We start from the raw sequence: 23,271 nt of genomic DNA, 5'->3' as shown, positions 1-23,271 counted from the left end.
TAGTGACAAGGATATCCATGGCAACGACAAAACGTCCCAACCGCAAAGAAGATATTTTGCAGGCTCTGGCCGCTATGCTGCAAAGCCATGCGGGCCAGCGTATCACCACAGCAGCTTTGGCTGCTCAGGTGGGTGTATCCGAAGCGGCTTTGTACCGGCATTTCCCTAGCAAAGCCCGGATGTTTGAAGGCTTAATCGACTTTATTGAAGACACCTTGTTGTCGCGTATTAATGCGATAGTGCAGGAGCACAAACAAACCGAGCAACGTATCGAACTGATTATGCAGCTGTTGCTGATCTTCGCCGAGCGTAACCCTGGTATCTGCCGCATTCTGACCGGCGATGCCTTACAGGGTGAACAGGAGCGTTTGCAGGAGCGCATCAGCGCCTTGTATGAAAAGCTGGAAACCCAGTTAAAACAATGTTTACGCGAACGTAAGTTACGCGAAGGCAAAAGTTTTCCTGTGGATGAAGGTGATTTAGCCAACCTGTTGCTGGGTATTTGTGAAGGCAAAATGCAGCAATTTGTCCGCTCAGGTTTTGCCCGCTTGCCAACAGCTCAATGGCCAAACCAATGGGCTTTACTGCAAAAAACCTTATTCACGGTTTAAAGATTACTGTTTAAAAGCTACAGATAAAAAAACCGGTCAGTTTTGAAGTTGACCGGTTTTTTATTATTTAAATCTGCTTAGCTAAATTTCTGCCAGATAGCGGCTGCCCATACCAATGTGACGAACGCCAAGGCTGAAGTCACAGCAGCAGAGCCCATATCTTTAGCCCGGCCTGATAATTCATGCCGCTCTAAACTGACTCGGTCGGTTAAGGCTTCAATGGCTGAGTTGAGTAACTCAACAATAATCACCAGTAACCAAACCCCCATCAAAATAGCAAAGTGACCAAAATCAGCTGCTAAATACCAGGCAAAAGGAATAGCTATCAAAGTTAAAGCCGCTTCCTGACGAAAGGCGGCTTCGTTCACCCAAGCCGCAGTAAAACCTTTACGGCTGCAATCCGCAGCTTTAATAATACGGCCTAAACCTGTGCCATTCAGCTTGCTCATTCCCGGTCCTTAAACTAGATCACAACCTTAGCTCACACCATATTGGGCGCGGTACGCAGAGACAGCTTCTAAATACTGGGCCAGCTCTGGTTTACCTTGCAGGTAATTGATTAAGTCGTTTAAACAAATGATAGAAACCACTTGGGTGCCAAAGTCGCGTTCGACTTCCTGAATAGCTGAAAGTTCGCCCTGCCCTTTTTCCTGACGATCAAGCGCAATCAGTACACCACTTAAACTGGCGCCTTGTGCCTGGATCAGCTGCATCGATTCACGAATAGCAGTACCGGCCGTGATCACATCATCCACCAGCATCACTTTGCCCTGTAAAGGCGAACCCACTAAGTTGCCGCCTTCACCATGGGTTTTCGCTTCTTTGCGGTTGAAGCAATAAGGCACGTCTTTACCGTACTGATCAAACAAAGCCACAGCTGTAGTAGTAGCTATAGGAATACCTTTGTAGGCAGGGCCAAACAGCAGGTCAAACTCTACGCCAGCGTCTTCTAAAGCAGCGGCATAAAACCGGCCTAAACGGGCTAAGTCGCCGCCTGTATTAAATAAACCTGCGTTAAAAAAGTACGGGCTGTTACGGCCGGATTTCAGCGTAAAACTGCCAAACTTCAGTACCTGACGCGACAATGCAAATTCAATAAAGTCTTTTTGAAACTGTTTCATAACTTAGTGTGACCTCAAAACCTTAAGCGAAACTTAAGCTAAAACGCGTTTTTGTTCGTCGATAATTTCACGGATGGCGTGTTTGCCTAATTCCATCATCTGCTGCATTTCTTCAAAGCTAAATGGCGCTTCTTCGGCTGTGCCCTGAATTTCAATGATTTTGCCGGTTTCAGTCATGACGATATTCATATCGGTTTCAGCGTTTGAATCTTCGGCGTAGTCTAAATCGGCAACAGCAGTGCCTTTATAAACACCCACAGAAACTGCAGCGACCATAAAATTCAATGGGTTGGTTTTGATCATGCCTTTAGCGCGCATAAAATTCAGCGCATCCACTAAAGCCACACAAGCACCAGTGATAGACGCAGTGCGGGTGCCACCATCGGCCTGGATCACGTCACAGTCGATAGTAATAGTGTTTTCACCCAACAGCTTTAAATCCACAGCAGTACGTAAAGCGCGACCAATCAGGCGCTGAATTTCCATAGTACGGCCACCCTGCTTACCACGAGCCGCTTCACGGTCGTTACGGGTATGAGTTGCACGTGGCAACATGCCATATTCAGCTGTGATCCAGCCTTTGCCCTGGCCTTTCATAAAACGTGGCACACCTTCAATCACGCTGGCAGTACAAATAACTTTGGTGTTACCAAACTCAACCAATACTGAACCTTCAGCATGAGCCGTAAATTGACGGGTGAAAGTAATAGGACGAATTTGACTCGCTGTTCTGCCGCTAGGACGCATGGTGAAGCCTCAACCTGATATTAAAAGTGCTTCATTATAGGGATTTAGGCCTTGCTGTGCCATCTATACACTAAGTAAATGCGGCAAGGCGTTTTTTTGCATCAAAGCAGTGACAGGATCTCATCGCATATTTTATCGCAGAGCGCAGGCTACAAAGTTGCAGCTTCAGGTGCGACGGCCAGATTAGACGAATCATGCCTGAACTGGGTATACTCGGAATTATTTTGTATTTCAGGACTTCATTATGATCCACAGTATGACCGCTTATGCCCGCCACGAAATTCGTGCCAGCTGGGGCAATGCCGTTTGGGAAATTCGCTCCGTTAACCAACGTTATCTGGAAAGCTATTTCCGCCTGCCAGAACAGTTTCGTTGCTTAGAAGGTTTATTACGCGACAAACTGCGGCAGAAACTGCACCGCGGCAAACTGGAAATCAACCTGAAATACAGCGCATCAAACACTGCTGGTGAGTTAAAAATTAACGAAGCGTTGGCCAAACAACTGATGCAAAGCGCCAGTGTATTAGCTGAGCAAAGCGGCAAAGCCCAACTTAACGTGGTCGATATTCTGCGTTGGCCTGGTGTGATGGAAACTCAGGAAGAAGATATCGACAGCTTACAAGCCGAACTGATGGCAGCTTTTGACGCCGCCTTAGTAGACTTCGTTGCAGGCCGTGGCCGTGAAGGTGTTGCGATAGAGCAAATGATCCGCGACCGTTTGGATCAAATCTCCACTCATGTCAGCACCTTACGCACGCATTTACCACAAGCACTGCAATGGCAACGCGACAAAATGCTCAACCGCCTGCAAGAAGTAAAAGCCGAACTGGACCAAAACCGCCTTGAGCAGGAAATGGCCTTTTTAGCCCAGAAATCTGACGTGGCAGAAGAGCTGGACCGTTTAGACGCTCATATCAAAGAAACCCGCCACAGCCTAAAACAAGGCGGAGCCATAGGCCGCCGCCTCGATTTTATGATGCAGGAATTCAACCGCGAAGCGAACACTTTGTCCTCTAAAGCAATCTCAACCGAGATCACCAATACAGCGGTGGAGCTTAAAGTTTTAATTGAGCAGATGCGGGAACAAATTCAAAATATCGAATAAAATCAATATATTATAATAAAATCCCACTCATAAAACTGGTTAAAGTCTTTGCTTGATCTTAGCTCAAGCAAAGGCCATTTCAGGCAATCCATCGCAAAATGTTTTACTTCATAGCCCAATCCGCCCAGCTCAAGTGTCCTTATTCACAAGAACATAGAGACAAACCACTAAAAATGTCCTTATCAGCTTGATTTATGTCCTTATATCGATTAAATTTAGAGACAATTATTCTATTTTTGTCCTTATCTACATGAGTAAAGAAAGCTTAATACAGCAAGAAAAAGCATGCATTTTAAATTTTCTAGAGCAATTAAGCTCGCCTGCGAGCTTAGGGGAAATAGAAAAAAAGCTACCTATATCAATACATAAAAAAACTCTTCAACGTCGAATGAAAGACTTGCAGGCTGACGGTTACGTGAGTACTGAAGGTAAAAAAAGAAATACCAAATACTATGTAAATAAGGACAAAAACCTTTTAAAAAATGTTTCTAAAGACTCTGATAAGGACAGCGCCAGCCAAGGTATACAGACAAATAACGAAAACAAAGACTCGCACCCCATATTTTCAAATGCTGCCATGTCTCAACTTAGTTATTTAGACACCCCTTCTTATGCGCGTAAGAAGTCTAGCTATCAGTTCGCCCTGGTTGATGACTACATTCCTAATCAAACCCACTATGTCCCAAAACCAATGCGGGAAAGGCTTCTTGAAGCTGGAAAGCGGTTTGATCACAAAGTGGCTGCCGGGACTTATGCAAAAAATATTAGTCAAAAACTGTTAATTGATCTGTCTTACAACTCTAGCCGACTAGAGGGTAACACCTACTCAAAGCTTGATACTCAGCGATTGCTTGAGCAAGGGCTGTCTGCCGAAGGCAAAGTGCACGAAGAAACAGTGATGATCATGAATCACAAAGAAGCTATCGGGTTCTTGATCGAGAATGCCGAAGAAATTGCTCTCAACACTTTTACAATCCGAAATATTCATGCCCTCCTGTCACAAGACCTATTAGCCAACGCCGCTGCCTGTGGCAATGTCAGGCGGATTGAAGTCACTATTGGAAAATCAGCTTATTTGCCGCTAAATAACCCACATCAACTGGAAGAATATTTAGCGTTACTGCTGCGAAAAGCAGCACAAATTAATGATCCGTTTGAACAGAGCTTTTTCTTATTGATCCATTTATCCTATCTGCAAGCTTTTGAGGATGTGAATAAGCGAACAGCTCGCCTCTCCTGCAATATCCCATTTATTCAGCACAACTTGTGCCCATTAAGTTTTATTGATGTACCACAGGAAGATTATTTTAAGTCATTGCTGTTTTTCTATGAGACAAATGAGCTGCAACCGGCATTAGAACTCTTTGAGTGGGCTTATTTACGCTCATGTCAGCAGTATGATGTTGTCAAAGAATCACTTGGAGAAATTGATGCATACAGAGTGCAGCACAGAGCGGCACGAAAGTTTGCGATGGGCCATATTATTCGTCAAAACCTCGATGAGCGCTCAGCGACTCAGTATCTCGAACAGTACTGTGCAGACAATAGCATTCCCTCTGCTGACAAATTTGTAAACATGGCACTGAGTGATTTAGAACAACTCCACACCGGTTCAATCATTGGACTAGGTATTACTGAGAAGATGTTTACAGAGTGGAAGAAACAACGATAAAAGCTGATTTTATTGTGTCATTTCAATTAGTTTTGTACTCAAATGAACATTGAGTACATGAGGAAAACGGTAATTACAATTTGTCATCTTGGTGACTAAAATGGTGGTTTTGATGAGATGAACGTAACATTTTGAAATATAAAGAATTACACCAGCTATTCTCATGACAAATCCAAAACATTGAGTGATATAACTAATTCATTCTAAGCAAGACGCAGGTTCTAATCTGAACCTGCGTTTTAGTTCCTGCAAGAACTAATGCCTACTATTACGCAGTTTTTTCAGTTCTTCTTCAATACCGTCGACGATAATCATACTCGGCTGTTTCGTTGGATCTTCAGTTTTCGCAACAAAGCGCGATTTGATATCAGACTTTAGCCTGTCCAAGCCTTCAGCCGCATCTTTATAGTCTTTCAGAATTTCCATTACCGTTTTGACAGCCTTACTGGCTACCCATATAAAAAGCGCAAATTCAAGAATAAGGCTGCCTTCACGGGCTTCAGCAAGGGCCCAGAATACTGTGCCATCTTTGAAATTTTCAGTACGATCAAACTCAAAACCATATTGGCTTAACGTTTGCTGAAACTCTGCAGTCAGCTGCATATAGTCGTCAAACATCGCTTCGCTGGCGATACCATGTCCCAACAGGTGACTGACCACAGGGTAAGCGGCTAAGCTTGGTAACCCTTCCTGATAAGGTTTATCCAACACTATGCTAAAACGTGCCAATTGGTGGGCATAACGGGATTTTTTTACCTCGTCAGCAAAAAACAGCTCATAGTCGCCCAACCTATGCACATAATGGCTGATAAACTCATAGTCACTGGGTTCTTCCCCGGCCTCCATAGTGCCGGTATGATCTTCAAAACGCTGAATAATCTCTTTTAAATCACCCAGAATACGCTCATAAATTTGTTTACGATCCAGTAGTTTTGGGCGGAAGGTAAGAGCGGAAAAAACTTGCTCACGCAGCGGATCTTTACCCGTAAAGCTGTAATCGTCCAGCATTTGGTAAACGGCCTCTTTATCCAGAGACTCACGCTCGCACAATTGATGAATGGCTAAACGTTTTTCGCGCCGCCAAAAGCCTGTGAAAACATCACGTAAATCCTGCTTAGCTGTGAGCTTAGGCATATAATCGGAAATAAACTTCTCAATCAGTTCACGTTTACTTCGCAGCTGTGTTTCTTTGCCCAATAAATTAAGCACTGTCTGTTTGGCGTCATCGTTGCTTACTGATTTACCGTGCTTACCCTGATTTTTTTGGATCTGACTTAACAACTTCAGAATGTAATCCACATTCACTTCATCGCGATGGATCAGTTCCAGCTCAAAATCAATCTCTTCCAAAATTGAAGCGCCTGGTTCTTTATTATGAGCAAAATCATAAATATCCAGATATTTGCTTTTATAATCCTCAAACACTTGTTCGTTCAGTTGTAAATCTTTCCAGTCAAAATCAGCAAAAGACTTCAGCTTATTGAGGGTTCGAATCAACTGGCGAAACTGCTTCACAAATTCCAGCTTCTCACTTTCGCTTTGCAAGCTGTTCACATCGTTGGGACTATTTACAAGAGCCAGTAACTGCTCTACAGCCAGGTTAAATTCGGCAGCATAATGTTCATAGGGTTCCAGTAATACTTTTTCACTGGAATCCGGGTCGCTGAACAAAGTAATAGCTTCATCTGTGTTGTGCTTCAGGTTACGGAAACAAACCACATTGCCTTGCGACTTTAACTCACCCAGCACCCTATTAGTGCGGGAAAAAGCCTGAATTAAGCCGTGATACTTCAGGTTCTTATCCACATACAATGTATTGAGCTTTTTCGCGTCAAAACCGGTTAAAAACATATTAACTACCAACAGAATGTCAGCCCTGTCTTTATCCTGAAAGTTTTCCTTGTCGCGCTCTTTCATGCGCTTGGCAATATCTTTGTAGTAGCTGTAAAAGGCCTTGCTGTCTTTTACTGAATGCTGGGTCTGATACAAAGTGTTGTAATCAGCCACATACCGCTGCAGCTTTTCTCTGCTATCTGCATACTGAGGATCATCAGCTTTGATATCAGCGCTAGCCATATCAAAGTCAGGTTCACCTATCAGGCCATTGGCTTCGTCATCTGCTTCATTAGCCGCATAGGTAAAAATAGTAACGACTCGGAGATCATGCTCGCCTGCCAGCTGTTTTTGCCTGAAAGTGTCGTAGTATTTAAACAGCATATCTTTATTGCTGACACACAACATGGCTGAAAACTGCCTGTTGTGAGTTTTGCGATCATGGTTCGCTATGATCCAATCGACATTCAGGTCTATGCGCTTATCACTTTGTAAAAAACCCTGAGTATCAATACTACTGACTTGTTCATTAAGGCCAGGTGAGTCGTTTGTAAAAGCTTTGCCCCAATACTCAACGGCGAATTTAAGCACGTTATGATCGGCAATCGCATTGTTGATCAGGTATTCGTGCAGCCGCTCTTCAAATAAATCTTTGGTTGTGCGCTTGCCAGCCTGATTTGCCGTGGCATTTTCAGCCAATATAGGAGTACCGGTAAAACCAAACAGCTGAGCTTTAGTGAAAAAGTTGACAATATTTTTATGGGTATCACCAAATTGCGAGCGATGGCACTCATCAAAAATAAACACCACGCGTTGATCACGCAGTGCAGCCATAGCTTTTTCGTGTTTACTACTTTTGATGGCGCTATTGAGCTTTTGAATGGTAGTAACTATCAGCTTATTCTTGCCAGCCATTTGTTCTACCAGTGCGACTGTATCACTCGTGCCGTCCACACTACCTTCACTGAAATGGTTAAATTCGCGTGTAGTTTGGTAGTCCAGATCCGCCCGATCGACCGCAAATACAACTTTGTCCACCTTCGAAAGTTCAGTCAGTAATTGGGCAGCTTTAAAGCTGGTAAGAGTTTTACCACTGCCCGTAGTGTGCCAGATATAACCGTTTTTCCGACCTTCCTTTACCCGCTGCTCTATAGCCTCTACTGCGTAATATTGATAAGGCCGCAGTACCATCAAAAGCTTGTCAGACTCATGCAACACAATGTATTTGCTGATCATTTTCGACAGATGGCATTTTTCTAAAAAAGCGTCGGTAAAAGCATCCAACTGGGTAATTAAGTGGTTGTTTTTGTCTGACCAGTAAAAGGTTTGTTTAAATTCCTGCTTCCGGTTATTAGCGTAATATTTAGTATTTACACCATTGGAAATAACAAACAACTGCACATAGTTAAACAGGCCATTTTCACTCCAAAAGGAGTGACGTTGGTAGCGGTTAATCTGGTTAAAGGCTTCCTGCAGTTCAATACCACGGCGCTTCAGTTCTATTTGTACCAAGGGCAAACCATTGATCAGTAAGGTAACATCGTAGCGGTTCTGATATTTACCTTGCTGAGTGATTTGGTGAGAAACCTGATACTGATTTTGACACCAGTGCAAAGTATTGAAAAACTGAATATAACAAGTGGAGCCATCATCACGGTTCAGTAAAAACCGGTCACGCAGTGTTTTGGCACGGACAAACACATTGCCTTTGTCCAGATGATTCAAAATTCTATTAAATTCACCATGGCTCAGTTCAATTTTGTTATGAATTTCCAGCTGTCGCTTCAGGTTAGCCCTAAGTTCATCAGCATTAGTGATACTGACCGGCTGGTACCCAAGCTCGCTCAGTTGTTTTACCAGCTTGGCTTCAAGCTGGGCTTCAGACTGATGCTCCTGTTCCAGATAACGCCTGATGTTTTCACTTTGTGTGACTGCCATGTGGTAGCTGGCTGCGTTGTAGAGTTCAACACCCACCCGCTGAATATGTTCTTTCAGTGCCGCATTATCAATCTGGTGATACAAAGACAGATCAAAGCTATAGGGAATGTTCAGCTCATCCAGCGCCGTACTCACTTTCAATAATAAATTGGCTGGCGCATCAGGCGTGGTATGCAATGTCAGGTCAATATCCGAACCAGGTCTGTAGCTGCCTTTAGCACGCGAACCATAAAGCATTGCAGAGCGAATAGCAGTAAACTGAGCCAAGGTGTGTTTTATGGCATCAATGGTCTGGGCAGGCAGGCCGGATTTATCACTTAACATTAATCTTGTTCCGCTATGTCATTCATTTTTTTATTTAGCTCACACAACTCTGCAAAGTAGTGATCAATGATCGCATCCACTATTTGCCGGGTGACGGCTTCGTTATAGGTATGAGAAGTTAAATTGCGGCTTTTAATCATATCCAGCCATAACTCACCGTTTTGCACCAGGCCGGTTTCAAAAGCCTTTTTTGCCACGTTTTTCGAGCCAAACAAATCGGTATAACCCTGATCTTCCAGAAAGTCTTTTTGCGTTTTCCAGGCCAGTTCATGGTTATATTCAAAACTCTGGATAAGGCCCTGCTCCTCCAGCTCATTCAGCGAATCACGCTGCATGAACTTGCTCAGCTGTGCTAAAGCCCGGTTCCAGTTTTGCAGTCGTTGTTGCCAGCGAATATCGTCAGTCATAAGGATTTCCTTTTTATATAACGACTTACAACCTCTATAGTTACCGTGCCTCCGGTCATTCTGATAACTCCAGTTCTTTATTGTCCAAAAACTCTTTTAGTTGTATCTCATAATCTTCAAAATACTGCTCGTACAAAGCTCTGCTATATCTAGGCTTACCTGGAAGTGGATACAGTTCATCCAACACATCATTAAAATCTCTAATATCGCGCTCTTCGTCTGGTATATCGGTTAATTGCGTTTCGGTTTTATCTACGAAAGACTCGGAGATAATAGTCGAGCGATCTGGAACTAAACCTGCAGAAAAATCTATCAATGAGAACACTTCGAGCATGTGAAAAGTAATCGTATCGGTTAGGCTTTCCACAAGACTAGCTAATTCAAGAGAAGTTTTTTCCATTTTTGGAGCAACACGCCCATGCGAGACATCCCCTTTCCAGTTCCTTATTTCACCAATCATATTACAAAAAGGATTACCTACCGCATCAAAGAATGACTTTCCAAAAGAATGATGATATATCGACAATATTAACGACGCTTGCTTAAAAGCAAAAACAAATTTTATTGTATTATTTTTTATCTGACTTTTCGCGTTCGATATGTTATCAATTTGATTATTATCTAACTCACGAAGTATAAATCGACACCTTAAATCCACTCTATCTATAATAGTTTTTGAAATACCCTCAATCAAAGCCTTACATGCTTCGATACTATTATCTGCTGTAACTTTACTTTCGATACAATCTATCAATATCTGATAATCAGAAAAATTCGAGTACATATCGAAGCTTTCTCGATTACTGTTAAGTAGTTTCCTAGTTTTACGCATTTATGACGCCTTTACGAGAGCGGCAACAAGCGCTATTGATTTCCGTACATAACTGGTAAATAGTAAAATTTTTTGAGGTAAATCCTGCAGGCAGTTTATTTATCTTAAACATATCCCCCCCCCAACTACACAAACATTTTCTGCAAAAGACCTATTTTAAACGCTTCTAGCTCTTTTATTTTTTCTTTAATCTTTTCAATTTTACCTTCAAACTTAGTGAACAAATTTGCGATGGCGATTTGTTCTTCTATTTCTGGAAGTTTTATTGGAAATTTAGTAAAAGATTCCATTCTCAAAGATGGCATAGTAGAACCGACAGAAAACTTCAAAAAATGATCTCTATGATGCATAACCCAGTGATAAATATATAAAGCATAACAATTATTGAAGTCTTTTATTGCATATGCTCGTTGATGCAAATCGAACTTACCCTTAAAATAACGAGGAATAAAATCTTTCCCTTCCCCTGCAACAATAATAGCTTCACAATCAAAGATATATTTATCGCTTTTTCTTACATCGGTAGAACGATCAAAGAATATATATTTACCAACCTCAGTTGAGTCTTCTCTATTGGAACCGCCAGTTGTTATGCTGACTAAGTTACCTTCTCCAAGAGTACAAGTCTTCCACTCTTCATAATTACTATCATTACTATTTTTCAGTCTAATTCTCTGGGAAAAAATATCCTTCACAATCCCAAGTTTGTATTCAATAAACAGTCCTAGTTTTTTATTCAAATTGGCAATTTTTCTATCGATACTGTCAATCGCTTGAAATATTTTCTTTTGCTCATCCAAGTCCGGTATTTTTATTGCGCATTCACCAATATCACCAAGGTTAATTTTCTTAGGGAAAGCAACGTGAATTATTCTTTTGTGAAGCTCACGTTTAAATATCTCACAATTTATTAACTTTTCAAGAAAACGAGAATTGATATCCTCCCCTGCTCTGATCAATGCTAAGCTCACGTAATAAGCTAAGGGTTCATTGCTTTCAACTAAAGTAGTAGCACCGATAATACCAGCAGTTATACGGGTCATTAAGATGTCATTTTGCCGGGGCTTAACTTTGAAATTCTTTTCAAAATCTTCTTCTGAAATAAATTTATTAGTTGCATAAAGGTTGTTAATGTTCTCAACACTAACAAATGGAATCCCTTCATCAGTATATTTCGGAGTTTGATGTGTGCCATCATAAACTTCCGCAATATCTATGAGTTTGCAGCTTTTCCAAGGCTGGTCAAATTCTGGAAATCTAAGAACAGGCAATTTCTGCATTGATTCACTCATTACACTGGCGCCTCTATCCCTAGCTCTTTGCAAAATTCGCGGATGCTCAGATCAATCTCCACCATCTCTGCATCTAGCTTCTTAATTTTTTCCGCCACGGCGGCTAAATCCACCAGCTCTTCTTCTTCAAAGGTATCAACGTAACGAGGAATATTCAGGTTGTAGTCGTTTTCGGCCAGCTCTGCTAAAGGAGCAATATAGCTATATTTGGTCTCTTCCTTACGTTCGCGGTAAGTGCTGATAATTTTGTCTATATCCTGCGAGCGCAGATAATTCTGGCTCTTGATTTTTTCATAATACTCACTGCCGCTGGCATCAATAAACAACACATTATCCGGGTGTTCTCGGCATTTTTTGAATACCAGAATACAAGTGGGAATACTGGTGCCATAAAAGATATTGGCAGGCAGCCCTATTACCGCATCCAGCCAGTTGCGCTCGGCAATCAGGTATTTACGAATATGGCCTTCGGCTGCGCCGCGAAACAATACGCCATGTGGCAATACCACAGCCATAGTGCCGTTGTCGTCGAGCTGATACAGCATATGCTGCACAAAAGCGAAATCGGCTTTTGATGCCGGTGCCAGTCTGCCGTATTGGGCAAAGCGGTCGTCGCTTTCAAAGATTTTGTTGGCGCTCCACTGCGCAGAAAACGGCGGGTTTGCTACTACGGCTTCAAACTTAAAATCTAAATGCTGAGGTTGCTCCAGTGTATCTTCTTGCTGCAAGTTGAAGTTACGATAATGCACACCGTGCAAAATCATATTCATACGCGCCAGGTTGTAGGTAGTACGGTTCATTTCCTGACCATAAAAATCGCCCACATGTTCCACTTCTTTGGCAACGCGCAACAATAAGGAACCCGAGCCACAGGTTGGGTCATACACAGACTTTAAACGGCTTTTGCCTATCGTGACTAACTTAGCTAATACAGTCGACACAGCCTGAGGGGTATAAAACTCACCGGCTTTTTTACCTGCACCGGCCGCAAACTGGCCAATCAGATATTCGTAGGCATCACCCAACACATCGCTTTCGCTATCGCTTAACGCAAAATCTATGCTGTCTAAATGCAGCATAATTTTGGCAATCAGCTTATTTTTTGCATCTGCAGTACGGCCCAGCTTGGTAGAGGTCAGGTCTAAATCTTCAAACAGGTGGTCAAAATCTTCTTCACTGTCCGTACCCATAGTGGAATGCTCAATGTTATTCAGCACCCGGGTCAGGTCGTCCAGAATAAAGGTATCCACTACTACATCGTCTTCATCATCGCTGGCTTTATGGGCACCGCGTTTAGCAATACTGCTGAATAGCTCAGAGGGCTTTAAAAAATAACCTAACTCCTGCACTGCCTCCTCTTTGATGGCGTTTAGCATGTCCTGGCCATCAGTACTGGCTTCATCAATCTGTAAAAAGTCGATGTTGTCTTCTGCCAGAATGCTGTTGGCAAAGTTGTGTAGTTTTTCAGACAAATACTTAAAGAAAATGAAGCCTAAACAGTAATCCCTGAACTCATCTGCGTTCATTTTGCCACGTAGTTCATTGGCAATATTCCACAGTTTCTGTTCTAGCTTTTTCTTTTGATCTTCGGTCATGGTTACTCTCAAATAAGGCAGCGGTTAATGCAAAATCAATGCTTTGACATTGGTTTTATAAAACCGATTCAGATAGGCGCCTATGGTATAGCCCTGAAGAAGTTTTACCAAAGCTTTTTATCGCTATGGATAACCTGAGAGTGAGTGCAGGTGGGTTCTGGTCCAGAAGCAACGTACTCAACCTAGACCATAAACTTAAAACTCTGAATCAGCAGCGGCTCTATACTGGCCTTTCTCTGCACTTTCACTCCATTAACGTACAGCCTTGGGTCTAAAGTGACAAAGCCCCAAAATTGTAAAAAGCGCAGCACAAAACGCGATTCAATCATTTTTCCCAGCTGTTCTTCAGGTGAAGAATAGTGCTTATCCGGCAGTTGCTGAAGCAGAGTAGGAAATGCGACACACACTTCCTCAATCAGCTTTTCGACTGAGGCATGGGTTTGTAAACGCCACAGCATAAAAATCCAGAATGGTTGCAGCTTCACCTGCTCACTCCAGCCATCCAGATAACACCAGTTATATTGCTTCACAGCGGCTTCCAGCATGGGCAGGAAAAAAGCCCGGATGCCCTGCTGCTGATACTGTTTTATCGCCGCTTTTTTCACATAAAAACTGCCGGTTTTTTTATAAAGAATACCTGCAAGTTCAGCCAATAATCGGCTGTAATGCAGAGCATTAAATTTATCTTCGTTGCCGCCAGAAAATTCGCTGATACTGGGTTCTGTTTCAAACCGGGCTACCGTAAATTCTGGCAACAGCTCACAGGCTTGTTTCACCAACTTGGCAGGAAGATTACCTTTGGTCGTTGCCTTAAAAGATCCACCTTGTTCTATGGCTTCATCCAGCATCAAAGCCAAATAACGCATCACAGGGCTGGCGAATAAATCTTCAGGTGTAGTGATATTGACCAGAGCTAATTCGCTCAAAGGCGCATACAACCAGTTTTCCATCTGCGTGGGTGACAGGCCACAAAAATCAGCATGAGGCTTGTTGTTACGCTCCGCCATTTTATGCTGAGCCACCAGATTCAATTGGTCCAAACTCAGGTTTGGGTTCATCACCACTACTTGCGCTATGTCGTCGAACACTTCTGTATGCCGCTTTGATAGGGCGTTGATGCAGCACTGTTTGTATTTTTTACCACTGCCGCAAGGGCAAGGATCGTTACGACCTGTTTTCATCCTGATATGCTCTGAATTATTCCTCTGTTAACCATAAAAGCAAAACAACACTACCCTGAATAATACGGGCTAAAGATTAAACGCCCCTTGCTTAGTAATTTGCTCACTGCGGCTAATCCCCAGTTTGGTTGCCACGGCTTGCCAGTGCCTCACTTTGCTGAGTACTTCGTCATAAATAACGGTAGCTTCAGCCTCACTTAAACGGAAGAAATCTCTCACTTCAAAAGCCAGCTGGTAATCAAGGGCGTTGGAGTTGTCGGTAATGTTCAGATGCAAACCTTGTTTGTCATGGCTTGGGTTTAAATCGTAAGCCGGAGAAAGTTTCCAGCCTTTTTCCGTCAATAAAAAACCGTGGTTTCGTAAGTGATCGTCGGTATTCGACACTGCAATATTAAAGACTATTCGCCGCCATAACTGAGTAAGGTCTGCTTTCGTCTGAGCACCTTTGTTACTCAGGAACTCTGCGATTTCCAGGTAGCTTGCTCCTGCTGAATGTTCACCATCATAGTATTGCAGCTGCGTCATGGCCGAGGAAAAGTGAATTCTTTGGTCACCCACCCGATCAAAGCGTTTGGTCAAAAACGTATGATGGTTGGAAGAAAAGCGCTGTACGCTGCAGGGAAACATATCAATGCCAGAGGCTAGTGCAAGTTCATGACACAACATTTCCCAGGCACCGACGTCGAAGTTATCGTTTTGATTAGGAAATTTGGCTATCCAAAGGTTGTTATCAGCATCAGTCACACAAGCTTTGGGTCTGGCTCCGCCCAATGATGAGCCTGGAGAAATTAACATCTTTAACCAGCGGTAGTATTCGTCACTGTCGATGTTGCCATCCTGCTCAATTTTCATCGCAGCATATTCAAGCTCTCTGAGTGATGTAATAGGTGGAGCAGCAAACTCGGCGTTGTTGTCCAGAAAGTCTGACGATCCGCCAGTTTTAAAGCGGATCCCACCCATTCGATAGGAATCATGCACACCTAACAGATAATCCAGCTCTGTTAATCTGGCCGAAGCCCGAATGCCTTTGCGATGCTCAATCGCAGCCCGTCGTTGCATTAATAAACGCCCCCAACGGTCTGGCGATGAGTCTAAAAATGCACGAAAATTTTGATCGGGCAAGTCGTTATAAAGCTCACCGCTATGCAACGCTAACAGCGGGTCGATTTGCAGACGATATTTAGAACTAAGAAAACTTTTGTCGTAGGCAAAACTAAAAATGCCGCCTCTGGTTGTTTCAGCAAAAGTCAGTTGCCCTATCTGTAAAGGCTCAGCTATCGGCATCCATGCTGCATAAACGTCTACCAGAGTTCGGTTCATCGTGAGCGCACCAACAGCTGGATGTTTTGCAGTTTGAGCCCAACTTCATCATGTGCCGCCACTTCAGCAAAATTGTCTTCCATACCCAGCACTGCCATGACCTTCAGATAGGCCCCTATGGATACACCTGGATCACCGGCAAATACTTTACTGACAGTCTTGTTATCAAAGCCTGTTCTGTCACAGATGGTTTGTTTATTAAAACCACGACGTCTGGTCGCAAGCAGCAAGTCTTCACCAAAAGTAGCGAGGATTTTTTGCTGCTTAGGAAATAACACTCTGTGCATATCGCGCTTTGACATAAAAACTATCCAAAATGGGACTATATTCCCTTTATTTTAGCTATATAGGGAATATAGTCCTGTTTATGGTTTATTTCAATGCAAGGTAGCGCCTGATTCGTAAAATAAAAATGGGACTATATTCCCATAAAACTATAGTTAAGTAGGAATATAGTCCCAGTTACCCCGAGAATACCAGACAACAAAAAGCCGCTATAAAAAGCGGCTTCCAAATTCAGCAGTAAAACCCAAAACTACTTACAAAGCCCTCTGGGCAATAAACCCGCAGCTTTATACGCATCATCAATCAGTTGCATTTGGTCGATTGCGTCACGGCCACCTGTCAGCGGCTTGGTTTCGCCTTTGATGCAGGCGACTACATGCGCCAGTTGGTGGTCGTAGGTGGAGTCGCCGTTCATTTGATAGTCGTGGGCTTCGCCGTATTTGGTGAGTCGTAAGTGGTGACCCTGATGTGGGGCGACCAGGTTAAAGACTTCCAGTTGGGCTTTGTCGCCTTCGAGGCATAAATAAGCGTCGTGTTGGCGGTTTAAATGTTCGCTCATCGAGCAGCCGACATAGCAAAGTGGGCCGTTCGGGAACTGCAGGCGAAGCTCGAAGCTGCTATCGAGCTGAGGTTTAGGGCAAATGGCGTCGGCCCATAAAATCTCTGGCGTGCTGCCAAATAAAGTGCGTAACCAGTGCAGTGGGTAGCAGCCTAAATCCATTAAAGCACCACCACCTAAAGGCACGTTATGACGCAAAGAACCTGGTGTTTCGGCAATACGCACTGAAAAATTGCTGCGCACTGTGTGAATAGTGCCAAGCTCGCCGCTGGCGACTAAACGCTGAACTTCCGCAAAAACCGGATGAAAACGGTAGTGATAACCTTCAATCAGTAAACGGCCACTGATTTCTGCGGTGGCCACCATGTCTTTGGCTTCTTCCACATCCATTGCAAAAGGTTTTTCGCACAAGACGTGTTTGCCAAGCAGCAGAGCTTTAATGGACCACTGGGCATGCAAAGACGGCGGTAAAGCGTTGTAAATCAGGTCTATATCATCACGGGCCAATAGCTCGTCATAACTGCCTAAAGCCAGTTCTATATCAAACTGCTGGGCAAAAGCCTGAGCTTTTTCAAGATTCGATGCAGCCACTGCTGCTATGACTACATCACGGCGTAAAGCAGCGGGCTGAATAATAGCCCGCTCAGCAATACGTGCGGCACCTAATAAACCTATACGGATCATAGTTATACCTTTTGTTTAGCCTATTCCCTTAAAGCTCTGCTTTTAACAAACAGCCTTTGCGAACTGCCTTAAAGCGGCAATTGCACCAGCAACTGATAACTTTGGCCTGCTGTGATATTACGTACCGCCAACTCCGCCTGCTGCACACCATCCAGCCAGAGTGTTGGAGCTTTGACACCAGCAACACGTTCAAAACGGATATGGAAGTCTGCGCCACGGAAACGGCGTAACACAGAGGCTTTGCTCCAACTAGCCGGCAGTTGAGGCGCCAAAGTTAAACCTTGTTGATCGCCCTTCACGCCAAACAAACCTTCGACTAAACAACGATATACCCAGTGCACAGTGCCTGTATTAAACAGTTGGCTGGAACGACCTGCAGTGCGCGGTAACGTCTGGTAAGCGCCACGGTAATAATTTGGAATAAATACCGGCAACTGGCCACGTTGTAACTGATCCTGTGGATCGTCAGACGGCAGCATTTGTTTTAATACCTGATAGGCTTTGTCGGCTTGATTCACCTGATACAAAGCAAACAGATAAAAAGCTGCGGCGTGGTTATAGACTGAGCCGTTTTCTGCCGAACCCGGATATTTCTGGGTAACACGGCCCACGTCTTCACGCATGGCTGTATAAGCAGGCGCCAGCATTTGCGGACCATAAGGCGTATGCAATTGCTGCTCTACAGCTTTTAACAGTTGCTGCTGTTGTTCGCTGTTGGCGGCACCACTCAATAATGCCCAGCTTTGTGGGTTCAGATAAATACGGCCTTCGGTATCTTTGCTGATACCAAACACCAGGTTCTCGTCTGTGATACCACGGCCATACCAGTTGCCATCCCATAAATACTTATTAACGGCGGCATTAAATTCACTGGCCTGTTGCTGATACAAAGCGGCTTGTTCGTCAAAATTTAAATCACGGCAAATTTGCGCCCAAACATTCAGTGCATAAGCTGCAGCTAAGCTCAACCAACCCGATACACCTTTGCCTTTGTAACCCACCATATTCATTGGGTCACACCAGTCGCCCTGCTCGATATAACTTAAGCAACGTTCATCTTTTTTCAGCCATAACCAGCCCATAGCACGGTGGATATGTTCAGCCACAGTGTGTTGCTCGGCAGAATCTTTGTAGGCTACTTTTTCGCTTAAAAGCGCATAGTCATTGGTTTCAGCCAGATAAGCACTGATACAAACAGGTAACCAGACACATTGGTCGGTATGAGGCACCTGATTGATATATTTCAGTTCGGCGTCTTTGTGCAACAAGATACCGTCTGGCATTTCGCCCGACAGATGCTGCTGCGATAAAGCCGTTAAAAAAGCCTGACGTGCCACAGCAGGAGCCAGATAGCTCATGCCCATATTATCCTGCAGGTAATTACGGGTTTGCGGATCTGTGGTTAAGCGGTTCACATCGCCATGGTAATACACCTGACGCGCCAGCCAGTGGTTCACATAGTTATTCAGCTCCTGGTCCGGAGTGTCGATTTCCAGACAAGGCACAGCCTGGGCTACATAAGCGGCATAAGCCTGCTGAATTTGGCCGAAGCTCTCTGGCGTACCAAACACTTGCTGACGAATTTGCGCAACTTCTGATTTGTCATAAGCCGGACCAAACACAAAACGGTATTGCTCTGTCTGGCCTTTGGCTAAAGACAGTCTGTATTGCATCACACAAGCTGGCGTTTCGTAATCTGAATCACCACAAGCTAAAAACGGCTGTTGCACTGCAGAAGGCGCATGTAAACCGCCCTGCCCTTCGAAATGTTGCTGGTTCACTTCCCAGAAATCCGGTGTGCGCTCGGCCAATAAGAAGGTTTTGTCTTTTAAGAACTTGTTTTTAAAGTAATCCGGATACTTTTGATAAGGCGTCACTGATGAGCAGATAATGGCTTTTAAATCAGCATCATAACGGCCAGACTGGTTCATCCAGGACATATAACCGACCGGGAAATACGGATACAGGCTTAAGGAACGGTTCTGATTTGAATCGTTGCGTACTGTTAGCTGCCATAACTCCAGCGGTTGATCCGGAGTTAAGGTTAATAACCACTCTACAGTTAAACCACAGTCCAGCGTCAGCTGCCAGCGGATATCCGACTGGCCTGCTGAAAACACAAAGTTTTGGGCTTCTTTGCGCACCGGCTCGTAAGGCACAGACCAGATTTCACCGCTGTTTTCATCTTTGATATAAACAAAACGACCCGGATGATGAGCGTAATACGGCTGCTCCGGCTGCATAAAAGTCTTAGCTTCTAAGTTTGGCGCATGGGCATATTTGGCTGGCTCTGGCTGCATAAACTGCGCTGTGGCATAACCACGGCAGTTTTGCTGGATCATCATGACCTTGTTCCATAAAAAGCCCGCAGCCTGTGGCATCGCAGTGGCGCTGTACAATTCATAACGCTGGCCGTTTTCTGTGGCTTGCATCAACTTCTTCATAGTTACTCCGACACTCCGACTACTGCCGCTTTGTTTGAAGGTGCTGTTTTGCGCTGATCCAGTTCCTGTTGAATAGTCAGCAATTGTTTTTCATCTAAATGGTAAAAGCGCATGACAAAAGCTGCCAAAAAGGCCACTAAGCCAGGGATCACCGATACCATTAACAAAATACCCATTTGTGAGCCCGCACTTTGTTCAGTGTTGGCGACATAACCTATCAGCGCTAATAACCAGCCAATCACAGCAGAGGCAATAGCACCGCCGAGTTTTTGCGAAAAGGTAGCGGCTGAAAAGGTCATAGCTGTAGCACGACGGCCAGTGCGCCATTCGTTGTAATCTGCGGTGTCGGCATACATAGAAAAAGCCAGTGGCGATTTAGGTCCTAACACAAAACCTATAGCCAGGTTGATGGCAAAAATTAAACCTATCTGATCGGCTGGAACAAAAAACAAGCTGATAGAGAATAATCCGGCCAGGCTCATCAGCAGCATCATCAGCGGCTTTTTATCCATAAACTTGGTCATTAAAGGCGTAGATGCCGCGCCTAAAGCCAAAGCCAGCATGTAAGAGGATAAAAACTCGCCGACCAGCTCAGGCCGCTCTACATAGTATTTAAAGTAATAAGTACCACTGCTGGCGCGCATGGTGATAGTGATCATAATGATCAGCGCCAGACTAAACAGCACCAGCCAGGGTTTGTTGTTTTTTAAATCGAGCAAATCCTGTTTCACGGCATTGTTGGTTTCACTAACAGGCTGAATACGCTCTTTGGTGCTGGCAAAAGTAAATAAAAACAGCAAAGCAGCAGCTATACCAAAGACGCCCATAGTCAGCTGCCAACCTAACACTTCATCACCCTGGCCTAATAACACCACTAGCTTAGGGGTTAAATAAGTCACCAGAATACCGCCGGTAAAACCGCCGATAAAACGGAAGCTAACTAAAGTGGTTCTGTCCTGGCTATTGCGGGTCATCACACCAGACAAAGCTGAATAAGGAATATTAATGGCGGTGTAGGTCAGCATCAGCAGGCTATAAGTACAATAAGCCCATACCAGTTTACCGCCTGGGCCTAAGTCTGGCGTGCTGTAAGTTAATACACCAGCACCAGCTAAAGGCAAAGCCAACCACAACAAATAGGGTCTGAATTTGCCCATCCGGGTTTTGGTTCTGTCCGCTATAGCACCCATCATTGGGTCGGTAAACGCATCGATGATTTTAGTGATCAGCATCATGGTGCCGGCAGCAGCAGCTGAAATACCAAACACATCGGTATAAAAAATTAATAAAAAGGCGGAGATATTGGCCCAGTAGAAGTTAAAGCCCATATCGCCCACGCCATAGCCGAGTTTTTCACTCAGCTTTAGCCTGTCTTGAGGTACCGCAGTTTCTGTTGTCACTTTGTCACCCTGTCGTTGTTCTGTTGTTTTGATTCGCAGATTTGATTGATCATGCGCCAGCCACTGATGGCCAGTCGTGATCGCTTGTTATAGTCGTTGTTCTATTTTTAAAATGACTGGCAGCATCAGTTCGTTGACGCTTTGGCTGATATCCAGACACAACACGTCAGCTTCCTGCTCTACCGATTCCATAGTCGCCAACTGGCTTTGCAGCATAGACACAGGCATAAAATGGTTTTGTCGCTGCGCCAGTCGTTCGGCCAGCAATTCAACACTGCCTTGTAAATAAATGAACTGTGGGTTGGAAGCCGCCTGACGAATACGCTCACGATGCTTACGGATTAAACCTGAATAACTTAATACCACGGGCAGTTGTTTGGCTGCGCACTCTTGTAATGCTGCACATAAACGGCCGACCCATTGGTCACGCATCTCACTGGTAATAGGAGTGCCTGACGCCATCATCTGTTTGGCTTCCAGGCTATGGAAATCATCACCTTCGAGATAATGCCAGCCCAGCTGCTCTGCAAGGCGCAAAGCCAGCGTAGATTTGCCGCTACCGGCTACACCCATAATGATCAGACTTTGGTTTTTTGTTGTACTGCTTGCCTGCTTCTGAGCTGTTAGATCCTGTTGCATCAGATACGATCACACCTACTGTAAAAATGTGGTCTCAGCTTAATTCAGATAAAATGATAGCGCAACCATTTTGACTCAAACTGAGCTTTCAGTTATTGTTTTTTAAAAATAAAGAGAATGGTGCGATGAATAAAAAACCTAACCTGAAAGATGTGGCTAAAGTAGCAGGTGTCAGCGCTATTACGGTGTCCCGCGTGCTTAGCAATCCGGATAAAGTATCAGAAAAACTGCGGGCAAAAGTTGAACAGGCAGTGCATGAAATTGGTTATATCCGTAACCATGCCGCCAGTGCTTTGGCTTCCCGTCGTTCAGGTGTGATAGCGGTTATCATTCCATCATTATCTAACATAGTTTTTAATGATGTACTGCAGGGTATTTATAGTGCTGTGAAACAACACCATCTGCAGGTGGTATTAGGCGATTGCCATTATTCGCCATTGGAAGAAGAAAAACTGATCGCTACTTTACTGAGTCAGTCGCCTGAAGGTTTTATTTTAACCGGCACAGATCAAACCGATTACGCCCGCAAATTACTGCAGCAATCAGGGATTCCTATAGTGCAGCTGATGGAACTCAGCGACTGCCCTATTGATATGAATATTGGTTTTTCGCACTTTAATGCAGGGGTGGATATCACCAGGCATTTACTGCAAAAAGGCTATCGCAAACTGGGCTTTTTGGGTGCCCGCATGGATACCCGTACTCAGCAAAGGTTAGCTGGTTTTAAAAAGGCGATAGCGGATTTTAAACAGCCTTGTCAGAGTTATGTGGTCACTACCACTCAGTCTTCATCCATACGTTTAGGTGGTCAGTTATTGCAGGCTGTGATGGCAGAATCTCAAGGCCAGTGTGATGCAGTGTTCTGCTGTAATGACGATTTGGCCTTGGGTGCTTTGTTTGAAACCAAACGAATGAACCTGAAAGTACCGGCAGATATTGCCATTTGTGGTTTTAACGATTTAGAAGCTTCAGCTTTGGTCGAACCCGCCATAACCAGCGTCGCCTCACCTCGTTTTGAGATGGGCCAGCAAGCTGTTGAATTACTGATGACAGCCTCAGGACAGGACAAAACCCATAAGCCACCTATAGATGTGGGTTATCGTATAGTGGAAAGGGCTTCGACTTAATTCCTCAAGGTCAGCCCTAGATATTTGTATCCTCAAACATACAAAAACATCTGGAATGTTTTTCACTCACATCGTCCATGATGTTCGCCTTCGGCAGCTAAAGCTGTGCAAAACGGCTATCCTGCCGTTTTGTGAACATTGGAGCGCAGCGACGA

19 protein-coding genes are annotated in these 23,271 nt (G+C 44.2%); 4 read left to right on the top strand and 15 right to left on the bottom strand.

Annotated elements, in window-relative coordinates; translation table 11 throughout:
* Positions 1-17 precede the first annotated feature (17 nt).
* Positions 18-611: a nucleoid occlusion factor SlmA gene (gene slmA / locus LSG34_RS03690; protein WP_046518824.1), complete on the top strand. Its 594-nt coding sequence runs from the start codon at positions 18-20 to the stop codon at positions 609-611.
* 77 nt (positions 612-688) lie between these two features.
* Here slmA and LSG34_RS03685 read toward each other — a convergent pair whose 3' ends face one another.
* Genes LSG34_RS03685 through rph form a run of 3 tightly spaced genes read right to left on the bottom strand, consistent with a single transcriptional unit; the run spans position 689 to position 2,479 of the window.
* Positions 689-1,060 (bottom strand): diacylglycerol kinase, encoded by a 372-nt coding sequence (locus LSG34_RS03685; RefSeq protein WP_233007467.1) that lies wholly within the window; start codon positions 1,058-1,060, stop codon positions 689-691.
* 27 nt (positions 1,061-1,087) lie between these two features.
* Positions 1,088-1,732, bottom strand: a complete 645-nt coding sequence (gene pyrE / locus LSG34_RS03680) for an orotate phosphoribosyltransferase (RefSeq protein ID WP_233007466.1) — start codon at positions 1,730-1,732, stop codon at positions 1,088-1,090.
* Positions 1,733-1,765: 33 nt separating this feature from the next.
* On the bottom strand, positions 1,766-2,479 hold the full coding sequence (gene rph, locus LSG34_RS03675; protein WP_127019779.1) for a ribonuclease PH: 714 nt from the start codon (positions 2,477-2,479) through the stop codon (positions 1,766-1,768).
* A 244-nt stretch (positions 2,480-2,723) separates the two neighbouring features.
* Between rph and LSG34_RS03670 the strand changes: the two genes are divergently transcribed.
* Both LSG34_RS03670 and LSG34_RS03665 read left to right on the top strand, forming a co-directional pair.
* A complete protein-coding gene (locus LSG34_RS03670) occupies positions 2,724-3,584 on the top strand; it encodes a YicC/YloC family endoribonuclease (RefSeq protein WP_233007465.1) in 861 nt (286 codons plus the stop codon).
* Positions 3,585-3,834: 250 nt separating this feature from the next.
* Complete coding sequence (locus LSG34_RS03665) at positions 3,835-5,256, top strand: Fic family protein (RefSeq protein WP_233007464.1); 1,422 nt, start codon at positions 3,835-3,837, stop codon at positions 5,254-5,256.
* Between the two features lie 255 nt (positions 5,257-5,511).
* Here the strand turns inward: LSG34_RS03665 and LSG34_RS03660 are convergent, their stop codons facing one another.
* The 12 genes from LSG34_RS03660 to LSG34_RS03605 all read right to left on the bottom strand — a co-directional run bounded on the left by LSG34_RS03660 (position 5,512) and on the right by LSG34_RS03605 (position 21,989).
* Positions 5,512-9,351 (bottom strand): type I restriction endonuclease subunit R, EcoR124 family, encoded by a 3,840-nt coding sequence (locus LSG34_RS03660; protein ID WP_233007460.1) that lies wholly within the window; start codon positions 9,349-9,351, stop codon positions 5,512-5,514.
* Positions 9,351-9,758 carry a nucleotidyltransferase substrate binding protein gene (locus tag LSG34_RS03655; protein WP_233007458.1) on the bottom strand — a complete coding sequence of 136 codons (408 nt, stop codon included), beginning with the start codon at positions 9,756-9,758 and terminating at the stop codon, positions 9,351-9,353. The genes LSG34_RS03660 and LSG34_RS03655 overlap by 1 nt, the downstream gene beginning before the upstream one ends.
* A gap of 55 nt (positions 9,759-9,813) precedes the next feature.
* Entirely contained in the window at positions 9,814-10,590 is a 777-nt protein-coding gene (locus LSG34_RS03650) for a hypothetical protein (RefSeq protein ID WP_233007457.1), read from the bottom strand.
* Between the two features lie 125 nt (positions 10,591-10,715).
* Positions 10,716-11,882, bottom strand: coding sequence for a restriction endonuclease subunit S (locus LSG34_RS03645; protein WP_233007454.1), 1,167 nt, complete (start codon positions 11,880-11,882; stop codon positions 10,716-10,718).
* Positions 11,882-13,477: a type I restriction-modification system subunit M gene (locus LSG34_RS03640; RefSeq protein ID WP_233007452.1), complete on the bottom strand. Its 1,596-nt coding sequence runs from the start codon at positions 13,475-13,477 to the stop codon at positions 11,882-11,884. The genes LSG34_RS03645 and LSG34_RS03640 overlap by 1 nt, the downstream gene beginning before the upstream one ends.
* A gap of 182 nt (positions 13,478-13,659) precedes the next feature.
* Positions 13,660-14,658: a YecA family protein gene (locus LSG34_RS03635; protein ID WP_233007451.1), complete on the bottom strand. Its 999-nt coding sequence runs from the start codon at positions 14,656-14,658 to the stop codon at positions 13,660-13,662.
* Positions 14,659-14,727: 69 nt separating this feature from the next.
* Positions 14,728-15,978: a type II toxin-antitoxin system HipA family toxin gene (locus LSG34_RS03630; protein ID WP_233007450.1), complete on the bottom strand. Its 1,251-nt coding sequence runs from the start codon at positions 15,976-15,978 to the stop codon at positions 14,728-14,730.
* Entirely contained in the window at positions 15,975-16,280 is a 306-nt protein-coding gene (locus LSG34_RS03625) for a transcriptional regulator (protein ID WP_233007449.1), read from the bottom strand. Before LSG34_RS03625 ends, LSG34_RS03630 begins: the two co-directional genes overlap by 4 nt.
* A gap of 233 nt (positions 16,281-16,513) precedes the next feature.
* Positions 16,514-17,506: a Gfo/Idh/MocA family protein gene (locus tag LSG34_RS03620; protein WP_233007448.1), complete on the bottom strand. Its 993-nt coding sequence runs from the start codon at positions 17,504-17,506 to the stop codon at positions 16,514-16,516.
* 68 nt (positions 17,507-17,574) lie between these two features.
* The gene (locus LSG34_RS03615) at positions 17,575-19,950 is read right to left on the bottom strand and encodes a GH36-type glycosyl hydrolase domain-containing protein (protein ID WP_233007447.1); all 2,376 of its coding nucleotides are present in this window, start codon (positions 19,948-19,950) and stop codon (positions 17,575-17,577) included.
* Between the two features lie 2 nt (positions 19,951-19,952).
* Positions 19,953-21,350, bottom strand: a complete 1,398-nt coding sequence (locus LSG34_RS03610) for an MFS transporter (RefSeq protein ID WP_233007446.1) — start codon at positions 21,348-21,350, stop codon at positions 19,953-19,955.
* Positions 21,351-21,437: 87 nt separating this feature from the next.
* Entirely contained in the window at positions 21,438-21,989 is a 552-nt protein-coding gene (locus tag LSG34_RS03605; RefSeq protein ID WP_233007445.1) for a gluconokinase, read from the bottom strand.
* Between the two features lie 125 nt (positions 21,990-22,114).
* Between LSG34_RS03605 and gntR the strand changes: the two genes are divergently transcribed.
* Entirely contained in the window at positions 22,115-23,116 is a 1,002-nt protein-coding gene (gene gntR, locus LSG34_RS03600) for an HTH-type transcriptional regulator GntR (RefSeq protein WP_233007444.1), read from the top strand.
* Positions 23,117-23,271 lie beyond the last annotated feature (155 nt).

Source organism: Rheinheimera faecalis (assembly GCF_021290965.1).
Lineage (GTDB): Bacteria > Pseudomonadota > Gammaproteobacteria > Enterobacterales > Alteromonadaceae > Pararheinheimera > Pararheinheimera faecalis.
This window is presented reverse-complemented; position numbering and strand designations above follow the sequence as displayed.

Bases quoted from the DNA above. Each gene is read 5' to 3' on its own strand.
- LSG34_RS03635 (WP_233007451.1), bottom strand. From the start codon at position 14,658: ATGAAAACAGGTCGTAACGATCCTTGCCCTTGCGGCAGTGGTAAAAAA.
- LSG34_RS03660 (WP_233007460.1), bottom strand. From the start codon at position 9,351: ATGTTAAGTGATAAATCCGGCCTGCCTGCCCAGACCATTGATGCCATA.
- LSG34_RS03665 (WP_233007464.1), top strand. From the start codon at position 3,835: ATGAGTAAAGAAAGCTTAATACAGCAAGAAAAAGCATGCATTTTAAAT.
- LSG34_RS03650 (WP_233007457.1), bottom strand. From the start codon at position 10,590: ATGCGTAAAACTAGGAAACTACTTAACAGTAATCGAGAAAGCTTCGAT.
- LSG34_RS03615 (WP_233007447.1), bottom strand. From the start codon at position 19,950: ATGAAGAAGTTGATGCAAGCCACAGAAAACGGCCAGCGTTATGAATTG.
- LSG34_RS03685 (WP_233007467.1), bottom strand. From the start codon at position 1,060: ATGAGCAAGCTGAATGGCACAGGTTTAGGCCGTATTATTAAAGCTGCG.
- LSG34_RS03605 (WP_233007445.1), bottom strand. From the start codon at position 21,989: ATGCAACAGGATCTAACAGCTCAGAAGCAGGCAAGCAGTACAACAAAA.
- LSG34_RS03630 (WP_233007450.1), bottom strand. From the start codon at position 15,978: ATGAACCGAACTCTGGTAGACGTTTATGCAGCATGGATGCCGATAGCT.
- LSG34_RS03640 (WP_233007452.1), bottom strand. From the start codon at position 13,477: ATGACCGAAGATCAAAAGAAAAAGCTAGAACAGAAACTGTGGAATATT.
- LSG34_RS03655 (WP_233007458.1), bottom strand. From the start codon at position 9,758: ATGACTGACGATATTCGCTGGCAACAACGACTGCAAAACTGGAACCGG.
- rph (WP_127019779.1), bottom strand. From the start codon at position 2,479: ATGCGTCCTAGCGGCAGAACAGCGAGTCAAATTCGTCCTATTACTTTC.
- LSG34_RS03670 (WP_233007465.1), top strand. From the start codon at position 2,724: ATGATCCACAGTATGACCGCTTATGCCCGCCACGAAATTCGTGCCAGC.
- LSG34_RS03645 (WP_233007454.1), bottom strand. From the start codon at position 11,882: ATGAGTGAATCAATGCAGAAATTGCCTGTTCTTAGATTTCCAGAATTT.
- pyrE (WP_233007466.1), bottom strand. From the start codon at position 1,732: ATGAAACAGTTTCAAAAAGACTTTATTGAATTTGCATTGTCGCGTCAG.
- gntR (WP_233007444.1), top strand. From the start codon at position 22,115: ATGAATAAAAAACCTAACCTGAAAGATGTGGCTAAAGTAGCAGGTGTC.
- LSG34_RS03620 (WP_233007448.1), bottom strand. From the start codon at position 17,506: ATGATCCGTATAGGTTTATTAGGTGCCGCACGTATTGCTGAGCGGGCT.
- slmA (WP_046518824.1), top strand. From the start codon at position 18: ATGGCAACGACAAAACGTCCCAACCGCAAAGAAGATATTTTGCAGGCT.
- LSG34_RS03625 (WP_233007449.1), bottom strand. From the start codon at position 16,280: ATGTCAAAGCGCGATATGCACAGAGTGTTATTTCCTAAGCAGCAAAAA.